Source organism: Sphaerisporangium album (assembly GCF_003323745.1).
Classification (GTDB): domain Bacteria; phylum Actinomycetota; class Actinomycetes; order Streptosporangiales; family Streptosporangiaceae; genus Sphaerisporangium; species Sphaerisporangium album.
The window spans coordinates 75,216-92,797 of record NZ_QOIL01000025.1; the positions used below are offsets into that span (position 1 = coordinate 75,216).

The following is a 17,582-nucleotide window of genomic DNA, read 5'->3' on the forward strand; positions in this document are numbered from 1 at the left end:
GGATGTTGAGCGGTCCAGTTTCCTCAGTGTCGCCTGGTCGACGGCATCGCACCGCCGGCGACCGGGCGCTGTTCCACTCGCGGCCCGTGCCGGGGACGGGCCCGCGCGCCGGGCTGGAGGCACGGGCCGTGGACGTCCGCGACCCGCCGCCTCGCCGGCTGATTCCGCTGTTCGGTACGTCGCTTGTCCGGTTCATGCCATGTGAACCGGAGTCGGGTCCCGGAAGGATCGAGGAGGACGGTGGGCAATGACCATGGTCGAGATGGAACCGGCCGAACACCTGGCCACTGGAGAGCGGTGTTCGTCGGCGCAGTTGTGGGACGTCCTGGTGGACCGGCTGCCCGTGGAACGCGTGCCGATCGCGTCGATACGCGCGGCCGACTCGCCGCGGCTGGCCGGCGAGAGCGCGGAACACGCCCGGTTGCTGGCGCAGTCGGACGAGATCCTGCCGCCGATCATCGTGCACCGGCGGACGATGCGCGTCATCGACGGAATGCACCGGCTGAAGGCGGCCGAGCTGAGAAACCAGCACGAGATCGACGTGCGGTTCTTCGACGGCGACGAGGACGAGGTGTTCGTGCTCGCCGTCCGGGCGAACACCAGGCACGGCCTGCCGTTGACGCACGCGGACCGGACGGCCGCGGCGACGCGCATCGTCCGGTCGCACCCGCAGTGGTCGGACCGGATGATCGCGGGCACCACGGGGCTGTCGCCGAAGACGGTGGGCGGCATACGCCGGCGTCTGACCGAAGAGCTTCCCCAGATGAACCTGCGGCTCGGCCATGACGGCAGGATGCGTCCCGTCGACAGCGCGGAGGGCCGCAGGCTGGCGGCCAAGTTCATCGTGGAGAACCCCGAGGCGACGCTGCGGCAGATCGCCAAGGCCGTGGGCGTCTCGCTCGCGACGGCCCGTGACGTGCGCAATCGGGTCCGCCGTGGTGAGAGCCCCATGCTGCCCAAGCGCGGGGAACGCGCGGACGGCCCCGTGGCCGCCGAGCCGCGCGAGGAGGCGGCGGTGGAACGGCCCGCGGGCGACCGATCTCCCGGGATGGCGCGCATCATGCCGATCCTGAAGAGGGACCCCTCCATCAGGTACACCGACCAGGGCCGTCTGCTGCTGCGATTACTGGACGCCAACACCATGTTGGGTCCCGACCAGTGGAACAGCCTTATCGAGAACGTGCCGCCGCATTGCAGGGAGCTGGTCGCGAACGCCGCCCGGGAGTGCGCGGAGGTCTGGCGGCAGGTCGCGCAGCAGATGCGGAACCGCGCCGGCTGAGACCTCCCCGTCCCCCAGAGGGGCATGCTCGTGGCCCCGCCGGCGCCGACGCCCGTGCGACGGCGCGTCAGACGAGGAAGCTGATCTCCCGCGGATCCCGCCCGACCAGGGCCCGGCCGTGGACCTGCTGCGGGATCCCCATGCCGAACCCGGCGTGCCTGCCGCCGACGTTGACGTCGCGCCAGATGCGCTGGAGCGGGCTCGACTCGTCGAACGCCGAGGTGCCGTACGCGGTGACCAGGATGTCGACCGCCTCGCGGCACTGCCGGGCGACGTAGGTCGCGTCCATGCGGACGCGGGCGCGGGTCTCCAGGTCCGCGTTCACCTTGGCGCGCGCGAACTCGTCGATCGTGTCGGCGACGCGCCGCGCGTGCATCCGCGCGGTGTCGATCTTCATGGCCGCCTCGCTCAGGTCGAGTTGCAGCGTCGGCGACTCGGCCTGGCTGGCGTAGGTGGACCCGGCGACGGGACGGTCGTGCGCCCGCTCGCGCACGTACGCGAACGCCGCCTCGGCGCCGCCGACGAGCGAGCCGATCACCGCGAGCGAGAAGACGCCGGTCAGGCTGTTGCGGTACAGGTGGCCCTCGTCGACCAGGCCGTCGGTCTCGCCGTTGAGAACCGGCGCGTACGGAAGCAGGCGGTGCCGGGGGACGGCCACGCGGTCGGCGACCACCGTGTTGCTGCCGGTGCCGCGCATGCCGACGAAGAACCAGGTGTCCTCGACGTCCACCTCGTCGCGGCGCAGCAGCGCGATGTGCACGGACGGCCTGCCCGCCTCGGTGGGGACCGCGACGAGGACGCCGATCCAGTCGGAGTGCAGGGAGCCGGACGCGTAGGCCCACCGGCCGCTGAGGACGACCCCCTCCCCGGTCTCCTCCACCGACCGGGACGGCAGGCCGAGCACCAGCGCGATCCGCGCGTCCCGGTTCGTCCCCCACACCTCCTCCTGGGCGCGGTGGGGGAACAGGGAGACGACGAAGCCGCCGGCGTTGAGCAGACCGGTGACCCACGAGGCCGAGCAGCAGCCGCGGCCGAGCTCCGAGGTGACCGCGAGCAGCGTGCGCGTGCCGGTCTCGTGACCGCCGAACCGCGCCGGCGTCAGCAGCCGCGTCAGGCCCGCGCCGGTGATCTTCTCGACGACGGCGTCGGTGAGACGGCGGGAACGGTCGCATTCCGCGGCGTCCGCCCATAAAGGCTCGCGCAGGGCGGCGGCCCGGCCCACGAGTTCCTCATGGCCGGGGAGGGGAACGCCCGCCGCGCCGCCGCCTGGGATTTCGGCGCCCGTCGGATTCTCCATGAGCTCATGTTCCTTCCTGGCCGGGATCGACGGAAAAAGCTAACACGGCCGTATGGGCGCGAATACGGCGACGCGGGCGCGGGGTAATGGCAACGCGCACGACGAGGGTACGTTGTCGGGGAGGCGTGCGAATACGCCGTGCCGGACGGTGTGAATCCGCGCCGGGCGCGGGTACGTCCAACCGAGGAGAATCCTCGTTCGAACCTCGCGGCCGCGCGCCCTGCCGGATCGCCCGCAGGTCCGCGCCGTCGGCCGGTCCTTCGCGGTCCCGGGCGTTCGCGCCGTCCATGTCCTCGTCCCCCGAACACGCGCCCGGGGTGTCACAGTGGCTGCGTCACGGAGCCCTGCCCGCCGAAATCGATCCACCGCGCCCGCCTTACGTCCCCAGGCGGCGGACGGGCCCGCATTGTTCGCGCACCGGGACCGTGTTCCGCGCGTGCGTGGCCCAAGAAAAGACAAGGAGGGCGGGATGCCATGAGCCCGGTCGACTGGACGGTCGTCGCGAATCGCATTTCCTTCGTTCCGATCGGGTTCGGCAGGCCGTCCGTGGACCGGCGGACCGCCCGCGACATTCTCGGGCGCGACGACGACGGCCGTCCGAAGGCCGTTGACGTGACCACCGCCCAGCTCGCGGCCCGGCTCTCGCCCGGCACCCGGGCGTTCCGGGAGCTGTGCGCAGGCTCGGCGTTCAACCGCGTCGTGCTCTGCGACGCCCCCGCGGACGAGCCGCTCGCCGCGCACGCCTGCGGGGGCGACCCGGCACGGGTCGTGGCCCGCTCCGACATCCGCGCCGCGCACGCCGGGACGGGAGGGACCGCCAATGTCTGAGACGCCGGATCCGCGCCGCTGCGCGCTTCTCGCGGTCAACGTCCAGAACGACTTCACGCGCCACAACTCCCTGCACGCCCTGCCCGGCACCGACGAGATCGTCCCGGTCATGGGCGCGGTCGTGGACGGCTTCCGGGCGCTGAGGCTCCCGGTGGTCCACATGGTCCGGCTCTACCACGCGGACGGCTCCAACGCCGAGGTCACCCGGCGCTCCCTCGTCGCCGCCGGCGTGCCGGTCGTCCGGCCCGGTACGGAGGGCAGCGAGGTGCGGCCCGAGCTGCAGCCGCCCGACGGGTTCCTGCTCGACCACGAGGCGCTGCTCGAAGGGAAGGCCCAGCCCGTCGCGCCCCGCGAGTGGGTGATGTACAAGCCGCGGTGGGGAGCCTTCTACGACACCGGGCTCGCCGCCCACCTGCGCGCCCTCGACGTCGACACGGTCGCCGTCATCGGGACCAACTTCCCCAACTGCCCGAGGACGACCATCTACGAGGCGAGCGAGCGGGACTTCCACGTCGTGGTCGTCTCGGACGCCATCTCCCGCATCTACCCCCGGGGCCTGGACGAGTGCGCGAGCATCGGCGCCCGTGTGCTGACCTCGGACCGGCTTCTGGACTGGCTGCGCGCCGCCCGATGACCTCCGGCCCGCCGCCCCTCACCCCGGCCACCGAAGGATCCAGCCGATGACGACGACCCCCGCCCCGGACCCTCCCGCGCACGACCAGCACCCGCTTGCCGGAACGGACGGTGACCCGATGACGACGACCCGCGGCGTGAACGACCGGGTGGGCGACCGGGGGAACGAGGGCCTGGACGTGCTCGGCCCCGACGAGCTTCGGCTGCTGCGGGAGTTCGACGCGCTGATCCTGTCCTGGGCCGACGAGGCCGGAGCCGTCGAGCGCCGGTACCCGTTCCTGCTGCGGCCGGACTTCCTCGACGGCGTCGGCCACTTCCAGGAGTTCCCCCACCTCAGCCTGCCGGTGTCGGCGGCCGACCCCGAGCGGCTGCTGAAGTCGCTGCGGATGGCCGAGCGTCCGCTGGGGGCGGTGCCGGCCGAGGCGCTCGACGACGCCCGGTACGTCCTGCCGTCGGCCGCCTGCCACTCGATCTACCAGAGCCTGGCCGGGCAGGCCGTGCCGGGCGAGGGCGCCGTGCACACCACCCTCGCGACCTGCTTCCGCATCGAGGAGCGGTACGGGGGCCCGCGCCGGCCGCTCGCGCTCTCCATGCGCGAGATCGTGCACGTGGGGACGGCCGAGGGGGCCAAGGAGCACGTCGCCCGCTCCAAGGAGCGGGTGCTGGAGCTGGCCGCGCGGCTCGGCCTGGAGATGAGGACCGAGGTCGCGACCGACCCGTTCTTCGACAGGACCTCCTCGCGTGCCATCATGCAGCTCCTGTTCCCCGACAAGGAGGAGTTCGTCGTCGGCGGCCTGGTCGTCGGCTCGGTCGACCACCAAGGCGATCTCTTCGGGAAGCGCTGCGGCATCCGGCTTCCGGACGGCACGGCCGCGCGCACCGGCTGCGTCGCGTTCCACCTGGAGCGCTGGGTCCACGTCCTGACGGCCCGGTTCGGCGACGCGAGCGCGGCCGCCGACGCGATCCTCGAACTACGGTGAGGCGATGCGGGCGAGCCGGCCGCGTCCCCGGATCGACCACGCACCTGCTCGTCGCCATTCCCACCGCGGAGGGGACCCGATGATCGACCTGACCGCCGACGACGGCACGATAGAGACCGGCAGGGTGGAGGTGAGCCCCGGCGTCGAGCTGCACTACGAGCGGCGCGGGGGCGGGCCCGACGTCGTCCTGGTCAACGACTTCCTCATGGAGAGCAGCTCGTGGAGGCCCTTCACCTCCCGGTTGCAGAACGAGTGCCGCCTGCTGAGCTACGACCTGCGCGGCCAGGGCGCGTCCTCCCGCGCCGACGCCGTCTGGGCCGACCACGTCGCGGACCTCACCGCGCTGCTGGACCGGCTCGGCGTCAGGGAGGCGTTCCTGCTCGGCAGCTCGTCCGCGGCCATGCTCTGCCGCGACTTCGCCCTGGCGCACCCGGAGCGGACCCGGGGCCTGCTCCTCGCGGGCCCGGCGCTGAGCCCGTTCGGCAAGGGCCGCATCCGCCGGATCGTCACCTCCTGGATCAGGACGCTGGACGGCCTGGGGCTGCCGGCCCTGTTCGACCAGCTCTACCCGCTGATCTGGGGCGACTACAGCGCGGAGGCGGCGGGCATGACCGGGTTCCTCGGCCGCAAGCAGGCGTTCCTGGCGCTCCACACGCCCGAGACGGTCAGGACGGGAATGACGGTCTCGCTGATGGCCGAAAACGACCCCGCGCTGCTCGCCGGGGTCCTGTGCCCGGTGCTGGTGGTGGCGGGGGACGACGACTTCGTTCTCGGAGTCGGCGCGGCCGAGCGGCTCGCCGAGCTGTTCCCGAGGGGCCGTGCGGTGATCTTCCCCCGCACCGGGCACCTGCCCTTCATCGAACAGCCCCACCGGTTCCAGGAGGAGGCCGCCGCGTTCGTCGCCGAGGTCGTGAAGGAAGGACGACCCGGCGACTGAGCAGGCCGGCGAGGCACGTCGGCACGCCGGACGAACAGGGAGTACATCACCGGCCGCGCGTCATCCGGCGCACGGTCAGGGAGGGGTGACGCCGTCGAGGTCGGCGCGCTGGGTGGCCCGCAGCCGTTCGATGGCGGCGGCGAGCCGCCTGGTGTCCCGGTTCAGGCCGGAGGCCTGCTCGCCGCGGGATACCGTGACGGACTGGTCCAGGTGCTCGCGCAACCGCTCGGCGAACCGGCGGTCGAACTCCGCGCCGGCGGTCCTGCCGAGCTCGGCCAGGTCGGCGGCGTTCACCATGCCGGGCATGCTGTGGCCCTCGTGGGGGTTCGTGGAGGGCAGGCCGGTGCGGGCCAGCAGCCGCCGCAGGCCGGTGAGCTCGGCGGTGTGGCTGTCCTTGACGCGCGCGGCGAGCCGCTTCAGCTCCGGGTCCGTGCCGCGCGCCCGCGCCAGGTCCAGAAGGGCGAGCGTCTGGCCGTCCATGGGGATCATCAGCTGGAGCCAGGCGACGTCGGTGCCGTTGAAGCCGGGAGGGATCGTGGCCACGGCGGCGGTCATCGCGGGGTCCGGCGGGGAGACGGCCGGGGATCCGGGGGAGGGCCCGCCGGGGGAGCCGGAACCGGTGGCGGCGCGGGAGGACGGCGCCGCGGGGCCCGTGCCGGTGCCGCCGCATCCGCCCGAGAGCAGGACGGCCGCAAGTAGGACGGCCGGAAGCAGGACGGCCCGCCACCCGCGCGCGGGCCGGCTCGTCCTCACGTTCTCGTACGCGCGTACGCGCGCGGGCGCCCGGCCTCGCGCGTGTCTCAAGGGTCACCTGCCTTCGCGGGGCCGTCCCGGGGCGGGGGACGGTGTCGACGGTGGGAGCGGCGAGCGGGACCGGACGGCTCCGTTCCGATCGCTGGAGCGAAAATGAGAGCGCTCTCCTACGAGAGTTACGCCCATGTTACGTATCTGTCAACCGGCCCCGACCACTTTGACTACCAGGTCTTTCGGTGTCCGTCGTTTGGGCCCTGACGACCAAGAGAGCGTTCTCGCGGGCATACGGCATGTTTCGGCGGGGTGAGCAGCGGGTTTCGAAAGGATCATTGGGCGCCTGTTGACAATGCCCTACAGAGCGGACAATCTCTGTCTGGAGAGCGCTCTCCCTTCCTGTCGTCCCCCCCGGCAGGTACCCCCCTTTCACGAGGAGAGGCTGTGTATCCATCACGCAGTCGCGGTCTGTACCGCCTGAGCCTGCTCATCGCCGGCCTGGTCGCGCTGATCGTGTCCGGTCTGGCGGTCATCGGGCCCGCCACGGCCGCCGACACGCTGCTGTCCCAGGGCAAGCCCGCGTCCGCCTCCTCCACCGAGGCCCCCGGAACCCCCGCCTCGGCGGCGTTCGACGGCAACACCACCGGCTCCCGGTGGTCCAGCGCCTTCAGCGACCCGCAGTGGATCCAGGTCGACCTGGGTCAGCCCGCGACGATCAGCCAGGTCGTGCTCACCTGGGAGGCCGCCTACGGCCGGGCGTTCAAGCTCCAGACGTCCGCCGACGGCACCACCTGGACCGACATCTACTCGACCACGACGGGCACCGGCGGCACCCAGACCCTCGCCGTCTCCGGCAACGGCCGGTACGTCCGCATGTACGGGACGACCCGGGCCACCGCGTACGGCTACTCGCTGTGGGAGTTCCAGGTTTACGGCAGCTACGGCACCGTGACGCCCACGGCCACGCCGACGGTGACCCCGACCGGGAACCCGGGCCAGTGCACCACCGGCTTCGGCCCGAACGTCTTCATCTTCGACCCCTCCATGCCGGTCGCCACCATTCAGGACCGCCTGAACCAGGTGTTCACCCAGCAGGAGACCAACCAGTTCGGGACCCAGCGCTACGCGCTGCTGTTCAAGCCGGGCACCTACAACGTCGGAACCCGGGTGGGCTTCTACACCCAGGTCGCGGGCCTCGGAATGTCGCCCGACAACGTGGTGATCAACGGCCCCGTCCTCGTCGACGCCCGCTGGTTCAACGGCAACGCCACCCAGAACTTCTGGCGCTCGGTCGAGAACATGAACCTCAGGCCGAACGAGGGCTACAACCGCTGGGCCGTCTCCCAGGCCGCGCCGTTCCGCCGCATGCACGTCCAGGGCGACATGCAGCTCGACGACGGCGGCTGGTCGAGCGGTGGCTTCATCTCCGACTCCAAGATCGACGGCCAGATCCGCTCCGGCTCGCAGCAGCAGTGGTTCACCCGCAACAGCGAGCTCGGCAGCTGGTCCGGCTCGGTGTGGAACATGGTCTTCGCCGGTGTCACCGGCGCGCCGCCGCAGAACTTCCCGAACCCCTCCCACACCGTCGTGAACAACGCGCCGGTCACCCGGGAGAAGCCGTTCCTGTACGTCGACGGCGCCGGGAACTACAACGTCTTCACGCCCGCGCTGCGCACCAACTCGCGCGGCGCGAGCTGGACGGGCGGCTCCACCGCCGGGTCGTCGATCCCGATCAGTGACTTCTGCGTCGCCAAGCCCGGTGACTCGGCCGCCACGCTGAACGCGGCGCTCGCCTCCGGCAAACACCTGCTGTTCACGCCCGGTATCTACCACCTGGACCAGCCGCTGCGGGTGACCCGCGCCAACACCGTGATCCTCGGTCTCGGCCTCGCGACGCTGATCCCCGACAACGGCGTCACCGCCCTCCAGGTGGCCGACGTCGACGGCGTGAAGGTCGCCGGCATCCTCATCGACGCCGGTCCGGTCAACTCGCCGACGCTGATCGAGGTGGGCCCGGCCGGGTCGTCCGCGAGCCACGCGGCCAACCCGACCACCCTGCAGGACGTGTTCGTCCGCGTCGGCGGCGCCCACGTCGGCAAGGCGACGACCAGCGTGGTCGTCAACAGCAACAACGTCATCGGCGACAACCTCTGGCTGTGGCGCGGTGACCACGGCACCGGCATCGGCTGGACCACCAACACCGCGGACACCGGCCTGATCGTCAACGGCGCCGACGTCACCATGTACGGCCTGTTCGTCGAGCACTACCAGAAGTACGAGGTGATCTGGAACGGCGAGCGGGGCCGCACCTACTTCTTCCAGAACGAGTTCCCCTACGACCCGCCGAACCAGGCGGCGTGGATGAACGGGGCATCCCGGGGCTACGCGGCCTACAAGGTGGCCGACTCCGTCAACACCCACGAGGCGTGGGGAGTCGGCAGCTACTGCTACTTCAACGTGAACACCGCCGTCGTCGCGGAGCGCTCCTTCGAGGTGCCCGTGAAGGCGGGAGTCCGGTTCCACGATCTGGTGAGCGTCTCGCTCGGCGGGGTCGGCACGATCGCGCACGTGGTCAACAACACGGGCGGACCGGCCAACACCGCGAACCAGGTGATCTATCTGGTCAGCAACCCGTAGGGGATCTCCGGCCCCGCCGCCCTGGTGGCGGCGGGGCCGGGTCCTCGCGTAGGAAAGTGGAGGTGCGATTCCAGGCCTTTCAGGCCTTTGTGGCATTTCACGGCTTCCCGCGACCTGGCGGTGGGGCCGCTGTGGCATATGCGACGTCATGGCATCCGGCCAGGAGTCGCGATCAGTAAGGGGATCGTTGTGCGTATAGGCAAGAACGTCGGCTACATCGCCGTCGCCGGGGCGCTCCTGGCGGCGGCCTCCGCATGCGGCGGCGAGGACACGAACGCGGGAGGGGGAGGCGCGTCGAACTCGGCGGAGGCCGTGACCCTGACCTACTGGGCGTCCAACCAGGGGCCCAGCGTGGACGCCGACAAGCAGATCCTGCAGCCGGAGCTCGACAAGTTCCAGCAGCAGACCGGCATCAAGGTCAACGTCGAGGTGGTCCCGTGGGCGGACCTGCTCAACCGCATCCTGGCCGCCACCACCTCCGGCAAGGGCCCGGACGTCGTCAACATCGGCAACACCTGGTCGGCCTCCCTGCAGGCCACCGGCGCCTTCCTGCCGATGGACGACACCGTGCTCACCGGGCTGGGCGGCAAGGAGCGCTTCCTCGGCCCGAGCCTGGCCGCCGCCGGCGCCGCCGGCAAGCCGCCCGTCGGAGTGCCGATCTACGGCATGACCTACGGCCTGTACTACAACAAGAAGATGTTCGCGGACGCCGGCATCGACAAGCCGCCGGCGACGTGGGACGAACTGGTCGCGGACGGCAAGAAGCTCACCAAGGACGGCAAGTGGGGGCTGGCCGTCGAGGGCGCCAGCGTCAGCGAGAACTCCCACCACGCCTTCATCTTCGGCCAGCAGCACGGCGGCGACCTGTTCGACGCCAGTGGCAAGCCGCAGTTCGACTCGCCGCAGAACGTCGCGGCCATCAAGCAGTACCTCGACCTGATGGCGGTCCACAAGATCGTCAACCCCAGCAACGCCGAGTACGCCAACGGCACCGAGGCCGTGCAGGACTTCGTCAACGGCAAGGCCGGGATGCTGATGTGGCAGTCCATCGCGTCCAACATCAAGGCCGCCGGGGTGAACGAGGCCGACTTCGGCCTGGCGCCGATCCCCCTGCCCGACCCGAGCTCCGGGGGCAGGCAGGTCAACGGCATGGTCGCGGGCATCAACCTGTCGGTGTTCAACTACACCAAGAACAAGGACGCCGCGCTGAAGTTCGTCAAGTTCATGACGAGCCCGGAGGAGCAGAAGATCCTCAACAAGACGTACGGCTCGCTGCCCACCGTCACGGACGGCTATGACGACCCGGCGTTCCAGACCGAGAACATCAAGGCGTTCCAGCAGATCCTCGCCACCACCGCCGCGCCGCTGCCGCAGGTGCCCGAGGAGAGCCAGTTCGAGACCCTCGTCGGCACCGCGATGAACCAGCTCTGGGCCGACGCCGCCAGCGGCAAGCCGATCACCGACGCGACGGTCAAGGCGAAGCTGACGCAGGCCAACCAGCAGGTCCAGCCCGGGAGCTGACCTGCCTCCGTGTCCTGCGACGACACCGCCGGGACGGGCGCCACACCGATCGCGGATCGGCGCCCGCCCGGCTCCTCCATGACTCCCACCGGCCCGTACGCGACCCCGTCCGGGCCGGAGGGCACGATCCACCAGCAACGCCGAGAACGACCGGCCCAGCCGAAGCGAGAGGGATAGATGGTCGCGCGCACCACGCCTCACCATGACGAGCGGCGCACCGCGCCGCCGGAAGGCGGGCCGCGCCCGCCCGGAGCAGGGCTGCACGGCCGGGTCGTCTCCCGGATCCCGTTAAGGCTGCGCCGGCTGGGGCTGCCCTACATGCTGATCCTCCCGGCCATCCTCCTGGAGCTGCTGATCCACGTGGTCCCGATGCTGGTCGGCGTCGGGATGAGCTTCCTGCGGCTCACACAGCTCTACATCCGCAACTGGACGGCGGCCCCGTTCGCCGGGCTGTCGAACTACCAGGTCGCGGTGAACTTCGACTCCGCGGTCGGCGCCTCGCTGCTGCACTCGTTCTTCGTCACCGTCGTGTTCACCATCCTCGCGGTGGGGATGTCCTGGCTGTTCGGGACGGCCGGGGCGGTGCTGATGCAGGGCGCCTTCCGCGGCAGGGGCCTGCTGCGCACGCTGTTCCTGGTGCCGTACGCGCTGCCCGTGTACGCGGGCGTGATCACCTGGAGCTTCATGCTCCAGCGCGACACCGGCCTGGTGAACCACGTCCTGGTCGACCAGCTCCACCTGTTCGGCGGCGACCGCCCGTTCTGGCTGATCGGCGGCAACAGCTTCGCCGCCGTGGTGATCGTCGCGGTGTGGAAGTCCTGGCCGTTCGCGTTCCTGATCCTCATGGCCGGGCTGCAGAACATAGACAAGGACCTCTACGAGGCCTCCGCCATCGACGGCGCCGGCTGGTGGCGGCAGCTGCGGTCGGTCACGCTGCCCATGCTGCGGCCGGTGAACCAGGTGCTGATCCTGGTGCTGTTCCTGTGGACCTTCAACGACTTCAACACCCCGTACGTGCTGTTCGGGAACGCGGCTCCGCAGGAGGCGGACCTCATCTCGGTGCACATCTACCAGAGCTCGTTCATCACCTGGAACTTCGGCTCGGGCTCGGCGATGTCCGTCCTGCTGCTGCTGTTCCTGCTGCTGGTGACCGCGGTGTACCTGGTGGCGACCTCCCGGAGGAAGAGCGATGCATGAGCCCCGCTGGCTGCCCTGGGCGCGCTGGTTCGGCCTGGGCTTCCTGGCCCTGTTCACGCTGATCCCGATCTACGTGATGATCAGCTCGTCGGTCAAGCCGCTGCGGGACGTGCAGAACGGGTTCAGCTGGATCCCCACGACGTTCACGCTGCGGCCCTTCGCCGACATCTGGAAGACCGTGCCGCTCGGCACCTACTTCGTCAACAGCCTGATCGTGGCGTCGATCTCGGCGGTGGCGTCGGTGGCGGTGGCGATCTTCGCGGCGTACGCCGTCAGCCGCTACCGCTTCCCCGGGCGGCGGGTCTTCACCGTGACCGTCCTGTCCACCCAGATGTTCCCCGGCATCCTGTTCCTGCTGCCGCTGTTCATGATCTTCGTGAACCTGGGCAACGTCACCGGCGTCGAGTTGTACGGCAGCCGTCTCGGCCTGATCATCACCTACCTGACGTTCTCGCTGCCGTTCGCGATCTGGATGCTGGTCGGCTACTTCGACTCCATCCCGCGCGCGCTCGACGAGGCCGCCAAGGTGGACGGCAGCGGGCCGCTCGGCGCGCTGTTCCGCGTGGTGATCCCGGCCGCGGTCCCCGGCATCGTGGCGGTGACCATCTACGCGTTCATGACCGCGTGGGGAGAGGTGCTGTTCGCCTCCGTCATGACCGACGACAACACCCGCACCCTGGCCGTCGGCCTGCGCGGGTACGCGACGCTGAACGACGTCTACTGGAACCAGGTCATGGCCGCCTCGCTGGTGGTCAGCATCCCGGTCGTCGTCGGCTTCCTCCTCCTCCAGCGCTACCTGGTCCAGGGCCTCACCGCCGGCGCGGTGAAGTAAGAAGACCATCCTCGGGCTCTCCGAGCTTCTCCCCGCAGTCCGTCGCCGACGGCAACGAATTGGATACGCTGAGTGAGGTGAATGTGGGAAGGAGCCTCGGGTGCGTGAGCCGTACGGCTTTGAGATCGAGTCTGAGGTCCGTGAGTGGCTCGACAACCTGAGCGACAGCGACTTCAAGCGGGTTGACGAGGTGGCCGGTCTGCTGGCGGAGAGAGGGACTGAACTCGGTGGTCCATGGTCGGACCACCTGGAAGGGCCGGTCTGGGAACTGAGGGTTCGGCTCCGTGACCTTGCAGCCCGGGTGACGTACTGGTGTACTCCGGATAGGAGAATTGTGTTACTCACGGTCTTTCGCAAGACCAAGCAGCATGATCAGCGGCAGATCGACAGGGCGGTCCGGGCGCAGAAGATCTGTGAACGCGACCATCGGGGGCCGGTGGCCGAGACGTATGAAAGGCAGGCGTGATGGCCAGCTATCACACCCGCTGGGTGCGACCTGAACCTCAGGCCGAGGACCCCGAACGGATCATGATCCGAGAGGCACTGGCCTTCGGTAAGGCTCTGTACGACCGACGTGAGGAGCTCGGGCTGACCGTCGCGGAACTGGCCGAGCGGTCAGGCTTGACCGTGGACGATATCGAGTGCATCGAGGAGGGCGGCACCGCGCCGACGATCGCCTTGCTGCGCCGCCTCGCCGCGGCGCTGAACGCCGACGTTCGTCTCACTTCCGGCCATGATGTGGGCTCGGTGTGGTTCGAGCCACACGCGGCCTGATCGAAGGACCTGGTCACCCGGCGCGCGAGCAAGCCGATCGCTGCCGAGGCGCTGTGGGCAGGTGCGCCTGGTTCTTGCCTTGGAGGCCAGGCCGCGCCGGGTCAGGCGGACTCCCGGACCACCAGGGACGGCTCGAAGATGACGGAGGTCATGGGCTTGCCGGGCTCGTCGACGTGCTCCAGCAGCAGGCGGGCCATCTCCGCGGCCATGTCCTCCACGGGGTGGCGGATCGTGGTGAGCATGGGACGGCTCGCGGTGGCGGCGCTGCTGTCGTCGAAGCCGACCACGGCGACGTCCTCGGGGACGCGGCGCCCGTGGTGGCGCAGCACCAGCAGCGCGCCCTGGGCCATCAGGTCGTTGGCGACGAAGACGCCGTCGAGGCCGGGCTGCTCGCTCAGCAGGCGCTCCATCGCGGTCTCGCCGCTGGCGTAGGTGAACTGCCCCTCCACGCAGGGGATGTACGGGTGGCCGTGCGCCGCCATCGCGTCGCGGAAGCCGGCCAGCCGGTCCTGGGCGGCGAGCACGTCGAGGGGCCCGGCGATGGTCGCCACCCGGCGGCACCCGCGGGCCACCAGGTGGTCGGCGGCGAGCTTGGCGCCCGTCCGGTGCGCGACGTCGACGTAGCTGATGGGGATGGCCTCGCCGGGCCGGGCGAACAGCACCGACGGCAGCGCGGCCTCGACGAGCTGGCGGGGGAGCGGGTCCCGCGACTGGGTGGACACCAGGACGGCGCCGTCGGCGTACCCCTGGCGCAGGAACGAGATGACCTGCGTGCGCGCCTCGTCGGTCTCGGCGAACATCAGGATCGGGTGGATGCCGCGCGGGCGCAGGAAGCCCACCACGCCGCTGGCCACGCGCCCGAAGAACGGGTCGGCGAAGACCTGGCTGTGGAAGGGGTTGGCCTCGTCCTCCTCGCCCGCGCCGGAGACCACCAGGGCGATCGCGCCCGTGCGGCGGGTGACCAGGGACCGGGCCGCCCGGTTCGGGACGTACCCGGTGTCGGCGATCGCCCGCCGGACCGTCTCCTGGATCGCCGGGTCGACGTTGCGGATTCCGTTGATCACCCGGGAGACCGTCGCGCGCGAGACGCCCGCCGCGCGAGCGACGTCCTCCAGAGTGGGGGCTGCCGTCACGGGCGGGCGACCTTCGCTCATGTGGCTTTTATAGCATGGCGGGAGAGCGCTCTCCACAAACCGGCCGCACGGGCGGCCCTCGTCACGCCGACGGGCCGTCCCCGCTCCACGTCTTGGTGGTCAGCGGGAGATCGTCGGCGCTGCCGCCCGCGTGCACGGTGAACATGCCCGGCTCGGCCTGCCAGCCGAGCCCCGGCGACCAGTGCTCCAGCGCGCGCGCCTGGACTTCCACGGCGACCTCCACGCTCTCGCCCGGCGCGGCCTGTGCCCGCGCGAACCCCGCGAGCCAGCGTACCGGGCGCTCGACCTCGCTCTCGGGGCGGGACAGGTAGACCTGCACGAGCTCCGCGCCCGCCCGCCCGCCGGTGTTGCGCAGCCGCACCCGCGCCGTGAACGGCCGGCCCGGCTCCACGCGCTCGGGCGCGAGGACGGTCTCGTACGCCCAGGTGGTGTACCCCAGCCCGTGGCCGAACCAGTAGGAAGGCGCCTCGCCCCCGCGCAGCCGCCCCCGGTGGCCGATGTGCAGCCCCTCGGTGTACTCCAGCACGCCGCCGACGGGCGTCGTGCCGACCAGCGCCTCGTCCGCCCACGTGGTGGGCAGCCGCCCGCCGGGCTCGCACGCGCCCAGCAGCACGTCCGCCAGGCCGTGCCCGTACTCCTGGCCGGGGAACCAGCTCAGCAGGAGGGCGGGCACCTCCTCGCGCCAGGGCATGGCGACCGGGCCGCCCGCGTTGACCACCACGACGGTGTCGGGGTTGGCCGCGGCCACCGCGCGTACCAGCTCGTCCTGGCCGCCGGGCAGGCGCAGGTCCGCACGGTCGTAGCCCTCGCTCTCGGTCTCCTCGGTCGTGCCGATCACCAGGATCACGGCGTCGGAGGCCCGGGCCAGGTCCACGGCCTCGGCGAGCAGCTCGCCGGCGTCGCGCACGGGGGGGTCGGCGGCCAGCACCGAGGCCAGCCCGCTGTCGGGGTCGAGCCGCCGCCAGGCGACCAGCTCGACCTCGCGGCCCTCGGTGAGCTCCAGCGCCGCGTGCCGGTAGGGCGGGTGCAGGTGCACCGTCGCCGGGTCGTCGGTGTCGCGCCCGACCTCGTCGTCGATCAGCGTCACTCCGTCCGCGTCCAGCCGGACGTGGCCCCAGCCCGCGACGGCGAGGTCCCACAGGCCGCTCACCGGCGGGCGCAGGCGCGCGCTGATCTCCACGGTGTGCGAGCCCTCGACGATCGCGGTCTCCAGCACGTTGCCCGTGTAGCGGCGCTCGCTGTGCAGCTCCTCGCCCGTGGCCGACAGCAGCCGGACGCGCAGGCCCGGCTCGCCGGTCAGCGGGTCGCGGGCCGCGTCCAGGCCGAGCGGAGTGGGACGGCCCGGGATGTGGATGCCCGCGGCGTGGGTCACCTCGGCGCGCCCGGCGAGCGCGTCGCTCAGGCCCTCCAGGGGGGAGACCGAGGAGACGGGGTAGACGCCCGCGCTGCCGCCGCCCTGGATGCGCGGCGCGGCGGCGCTCGGGCCGATCAGCGCGACCCTGCGCAGCCGCGCGGGGTCGAGGGGCAGCAGCGCCCGCTCGTTGCGGACGAGGACGGTGCTCGCCACGACGGTCTCGCGCAGCAGTGCCCGGGTGGGGGCGTCGTTGGCCGGGTCGAGGGGGCCGGAGGGCGGGGCCTCTCCCGTGCCGAGCGCGCCCACGCGGGTGGCCAGACGCAGCAGCCGCAGGACCTTCTCGTCGATCGCCTCCTCGGGCACCTCGCCCGCGCGGACCGCCGCCAGCAGGGCGTCGCCCCACGGGCCGTCCGGGCCGGGCATGGCGAGGTCCTGCGCGGCGCGCCCGGCGGGGACCGTGCTGCGCACCGCGCCCCAGTCGGACACCACCATGCCGTCGAAGCCCCACTCGCCCTTCAGCGGCTCGGCCAGCAGCGGGTTCTCGCTCATGGTGGCGCCGTTCACGCCGTTGTAGGCGGACATGACCACCCACACCCCGGCCTGGACGGCGGCCTCGAACGGCGGCATGTAGACCTCGCGCAGCGTGCGCTCGTCGACGCGCGCGTCCAGCGTGAGCCGCTCGGTCTCCGAGTCGTTGGCCACGTAGTGCTTGGCGGTCGCGGCGACGCCGCGCGACTGTACGCCCCTGATGTACGCCGCGCCGATCCTCGCCGTGAGCAGCGGGTCCTCGGAGTAGCACTCGAAGTGGCGCCCGCCGAGCGCCGAGCGGTGCAGGTTGATCGTCGGCGCCAGCAGGACGTCGACGCCCTTGCGCCGCGCCTCCGCCGCGAGCAGCTCGCCGAGCCGGGCGACCAGGCCCTCGTCCCAGGTCGCGGCCAGCGCGGAGGGGGAGGGCAGGGTCAGCGAGGTGCTCCGCTCGTCCCATCCCTGGCCGCGCACGCCGATCGGCCCGTCGGAGACCACGATGGAGCGCAGGCCGATGGCCGGCTCGTCGTAGGTCCGCCACGCGGTGGCCCCGGTGAGCAGCCTCACCTTCCGCTCCAGGCTCAGCGTCCGCACCGCGTCAGCGAGGTCGGCATGGCCACCGAGGTCGGCGAGCTCGTCGTCGGTCACTCTGTAATCCTCTCGAGGTCTGGAGAGCGCTCTCCCTCCACCGCCTAGACTCACCGTCCCGTGCGGGGATGTCAATGGTGACGGGGCGTCCGTTTCGCGGACGGCCCGGTTTCGGCAAGATGAGCAAGACGTTTCGTCCGGATTGCGGGGGAGCCTTGACGAGGGTCGGCACGCAGGTGCACTCTCCTTGGAGAGCGCTCTCCCTCGCTTGCCCCGCCCCTCACGGCGCCACCCCCTTC

15 protein-coding genes are annotated in these 17,582 nt (G+C 71.3%); 11 read left to right on the plus strand and 4 right to left on the minus strand.

What is annotated here, in order from left to right:
• Positions 1-247: 247 nt before the first annotated feature.
• The gene (locus tag DQ384_RS33630; protein ID WP_220183278.1) at positions 248-1,279 is read left to right on the plus strand and encodes a ParB/RepB/Spo0J family partition protein; all 1,032 of its coding nucleotides are present in this window, start codon (positions 248-250) and stop codon (positions 1,277-1,279) included.
• 67 nt (positions 1,280-1,346) lie between these two features.
• Here DQ384_RS33630 and DQ384_RS33635 read toward each other — a convergent pair whose 3' ends face one another.
• A complete protein-coding gene (locus DQ384_RS33635) occupies positions 1,347-2,576 on the minus strand; it encodes an acyl-CoA dehydrogenase family protein (RefSeq protein ID WP_114032907.1) in 1,230 nt (409 codons plus the stop codon).
• 474 nt (positions 2,577-3,050) lie between these two features.
• On the opposite strand from DQ384_RS33635, the gene DQ384_RS41720 reads away from it, so the two are divergent.
• The 4 genes from DQ384_RS41720 (at position 3,051) to DQ384_RS33655 (ending at position 5,954) form a co-directional block, all read left to right on the plus strand.
• Positions 3,051-3,404, plus strand: coding sequence for a hypothetical protein (locus DQ384_RS41720; RefSeq protein WP_114032908.1), 354 nt, complete (start codon positions 3,051-3,053; stop codon positions 3,402-3,404).
• The gene (locus tag DQ384_RS33645) at positions 3,397-4,038 is read left to right on the plus strand and encodes a cysteine hydrolase family protein (RefSeq protein ID WP_114032909.1); all 642 of its coding nucleotides are present in this window, start codon (positions 3,397-3,399) and stop codon (positions 4,036-4,038) included. Before DQ384_RS41720 ends, DQ384_RS33645 begins: the two co-directional genes overlap by 8 nt.
• 46 nt (positions 4,039-4,084) lie before the next feature.
• Positions 4,085-5,017: a class-II aminoacyl-tRNA synthetase family protein gene (locus DQ384_RS33650; protein ID WP_114032910.1), complete on the plus strand. Its 933-nt coding sequence runs from the start codon at positions 4,085-4,087 to the stop codon at positions 5,015-5,017.
• A gap of 79 nt (positions 5,018-5,096) precedes the next feature.
• Positions 5,097-5,954 (plus strand): alpha/beta fold hydrolase, encoded by an 858-nt coding sequence (locus DQ384_RS33655; RefSeq protein ID WP_181871559.1) that lies wholly within the window; start codon positions 5,097-5,099, stop codon positions 5,952-5,954.
• A gap of 75 nt (positions 5,955-6,029) precedes the next feature.
• Here DQ384_RS33655 and DQ384_RS33660 read toward each other — a convergent pair whose 3' ends face one another.
• The gene (locus tag DQ384_RS33660) at positions 6,030-6,758 is read right to left on the minus strand and encodes a DUF305 domain-containing protein (protein ID WP_245966959.1); all 729 of its coding nucleotides are present in this window, start codon (positions 6,756-6,758) and stop codon (positions 6,030-6,032) included.
• Positions 6,759-7,145: 387 nt separating this feature from the next.
• On the opposite strand from DQ384_RS33660, the gene DQ384_RS33665 reads away from it, so the two are divergent.
• The 6 genes from DQ384_RS33665 (at position 7,146) to DQ384_RS33690 (ending at position 13,662) form a co-directional block, all read left to right on the plus strand.
• Positions 7,146-9,338: a discoidin domain-containing protein gene (locus DQ384_RS33665; protein ID WP_114032912.1), complete on the plus strand. Its 2,193-nt coding sequence runs from the start codon at positions 7,146-7,148 to the stop codon at positions 9,336-9,338.
• Positions 9,339-9,527: 189 nt separating this feature from the next.
• On the plus strand, positions 9,528-10,859 hold the full coding sequence (locus DQ384_RS33670) for an ABC transporter substrate-binding protein (protein ID WP_220183279.1): 1,332 nt from the start codon (positions 9,528-9,530) through the stop codon (positions 10,857-10,859).
• Positions 10,860-11,036: 177 nt separating this feature from the next.
• Positions 11,037-12,056 carry a carbohydrate ABC transporter permease gene (locus tag DQ384_RS33675; RefSeq protein ID WP_114032913.1) on the plus strand — a complete coding sequence of 340 codons (1,020 nt, stop codon included), beginning with the start codon at positions 11,037-11,039 and terminating at the stop codon, positions 12,054-12,056.
• Complete coding sequence (locus tag DQ384_RS33680) at positions 12,049-12,888, plus strand: carbohydrate ABC transporter permease (protein WP_114032914.1); 840 nt, start codon at positions 12,049-12,051, stop codon at positions 12,886-12,888. The genes DQ384_RS33675 and DQ384_RS33680 overlap by 8 nt, the downstream gene beginning before the upstream one ends.
• Positions 12,889-12,988: 100 nt before the next feature.
• Entirely contained in the window at positions 12,989-13,354 is a 366-nt protein-coding gene (locus DQ384_RS33685; protein ID WP_114032915.1) for a type II toxin-antitoxin system RelE/ParE family toxin, read from the plus strand.
• Complete coding sequence (locus tag DQ384_RS33690) at positions 13,354-13,662, plus strand: helix-turn-helix domain-containing protein (RefSeq protein WP_114032916.1); 309 nt, start codon at positions 13,354-13,356, stop codon at positions 13,660-13,662. The genes DQ384_RS33685 and DQ384_RS33690 overlap by 1 nt, the downstream gene beginning before the upstream one ends.
• Before the next feature lie 101 nt (positions 13,663-13,763).
• Here DQ384_RS33690 and DQ384_RS33695 read toward each other — a convergent pair whose 3' ends face one another.
• Both DQ384_RS33695 and DQ384_RS33700 read right to left on the minus strand, forming a co-directional pair.
• Complete coding sequence (locus DQ384_RS33695) at positions 13,764-14,816, minus strand: LacI family DNA-binding transcriptional regulator (RefSeq protein ID WP_114032917.1); 1,053 nt, start codon at positions 14,814-14,816, stop codon at positions 13,764-13,766.
• Between the two features lie 61 nt (positions 14,817-14,877).
• On the minus strand, positions 14,878-17,343 hold the full coding sequence (locus DQ384_RS33700) for a glycoside hydrolase family 3 C-terminal domain-containing protein (RefSeq protein WP_245966960.1): 2,466 nt from the start codon (positions 17,341-17,343) through the stop codon (positions 14,878-14,880).
• Positions 17,344-17,582: the final 239 nt, after the last annotated feature.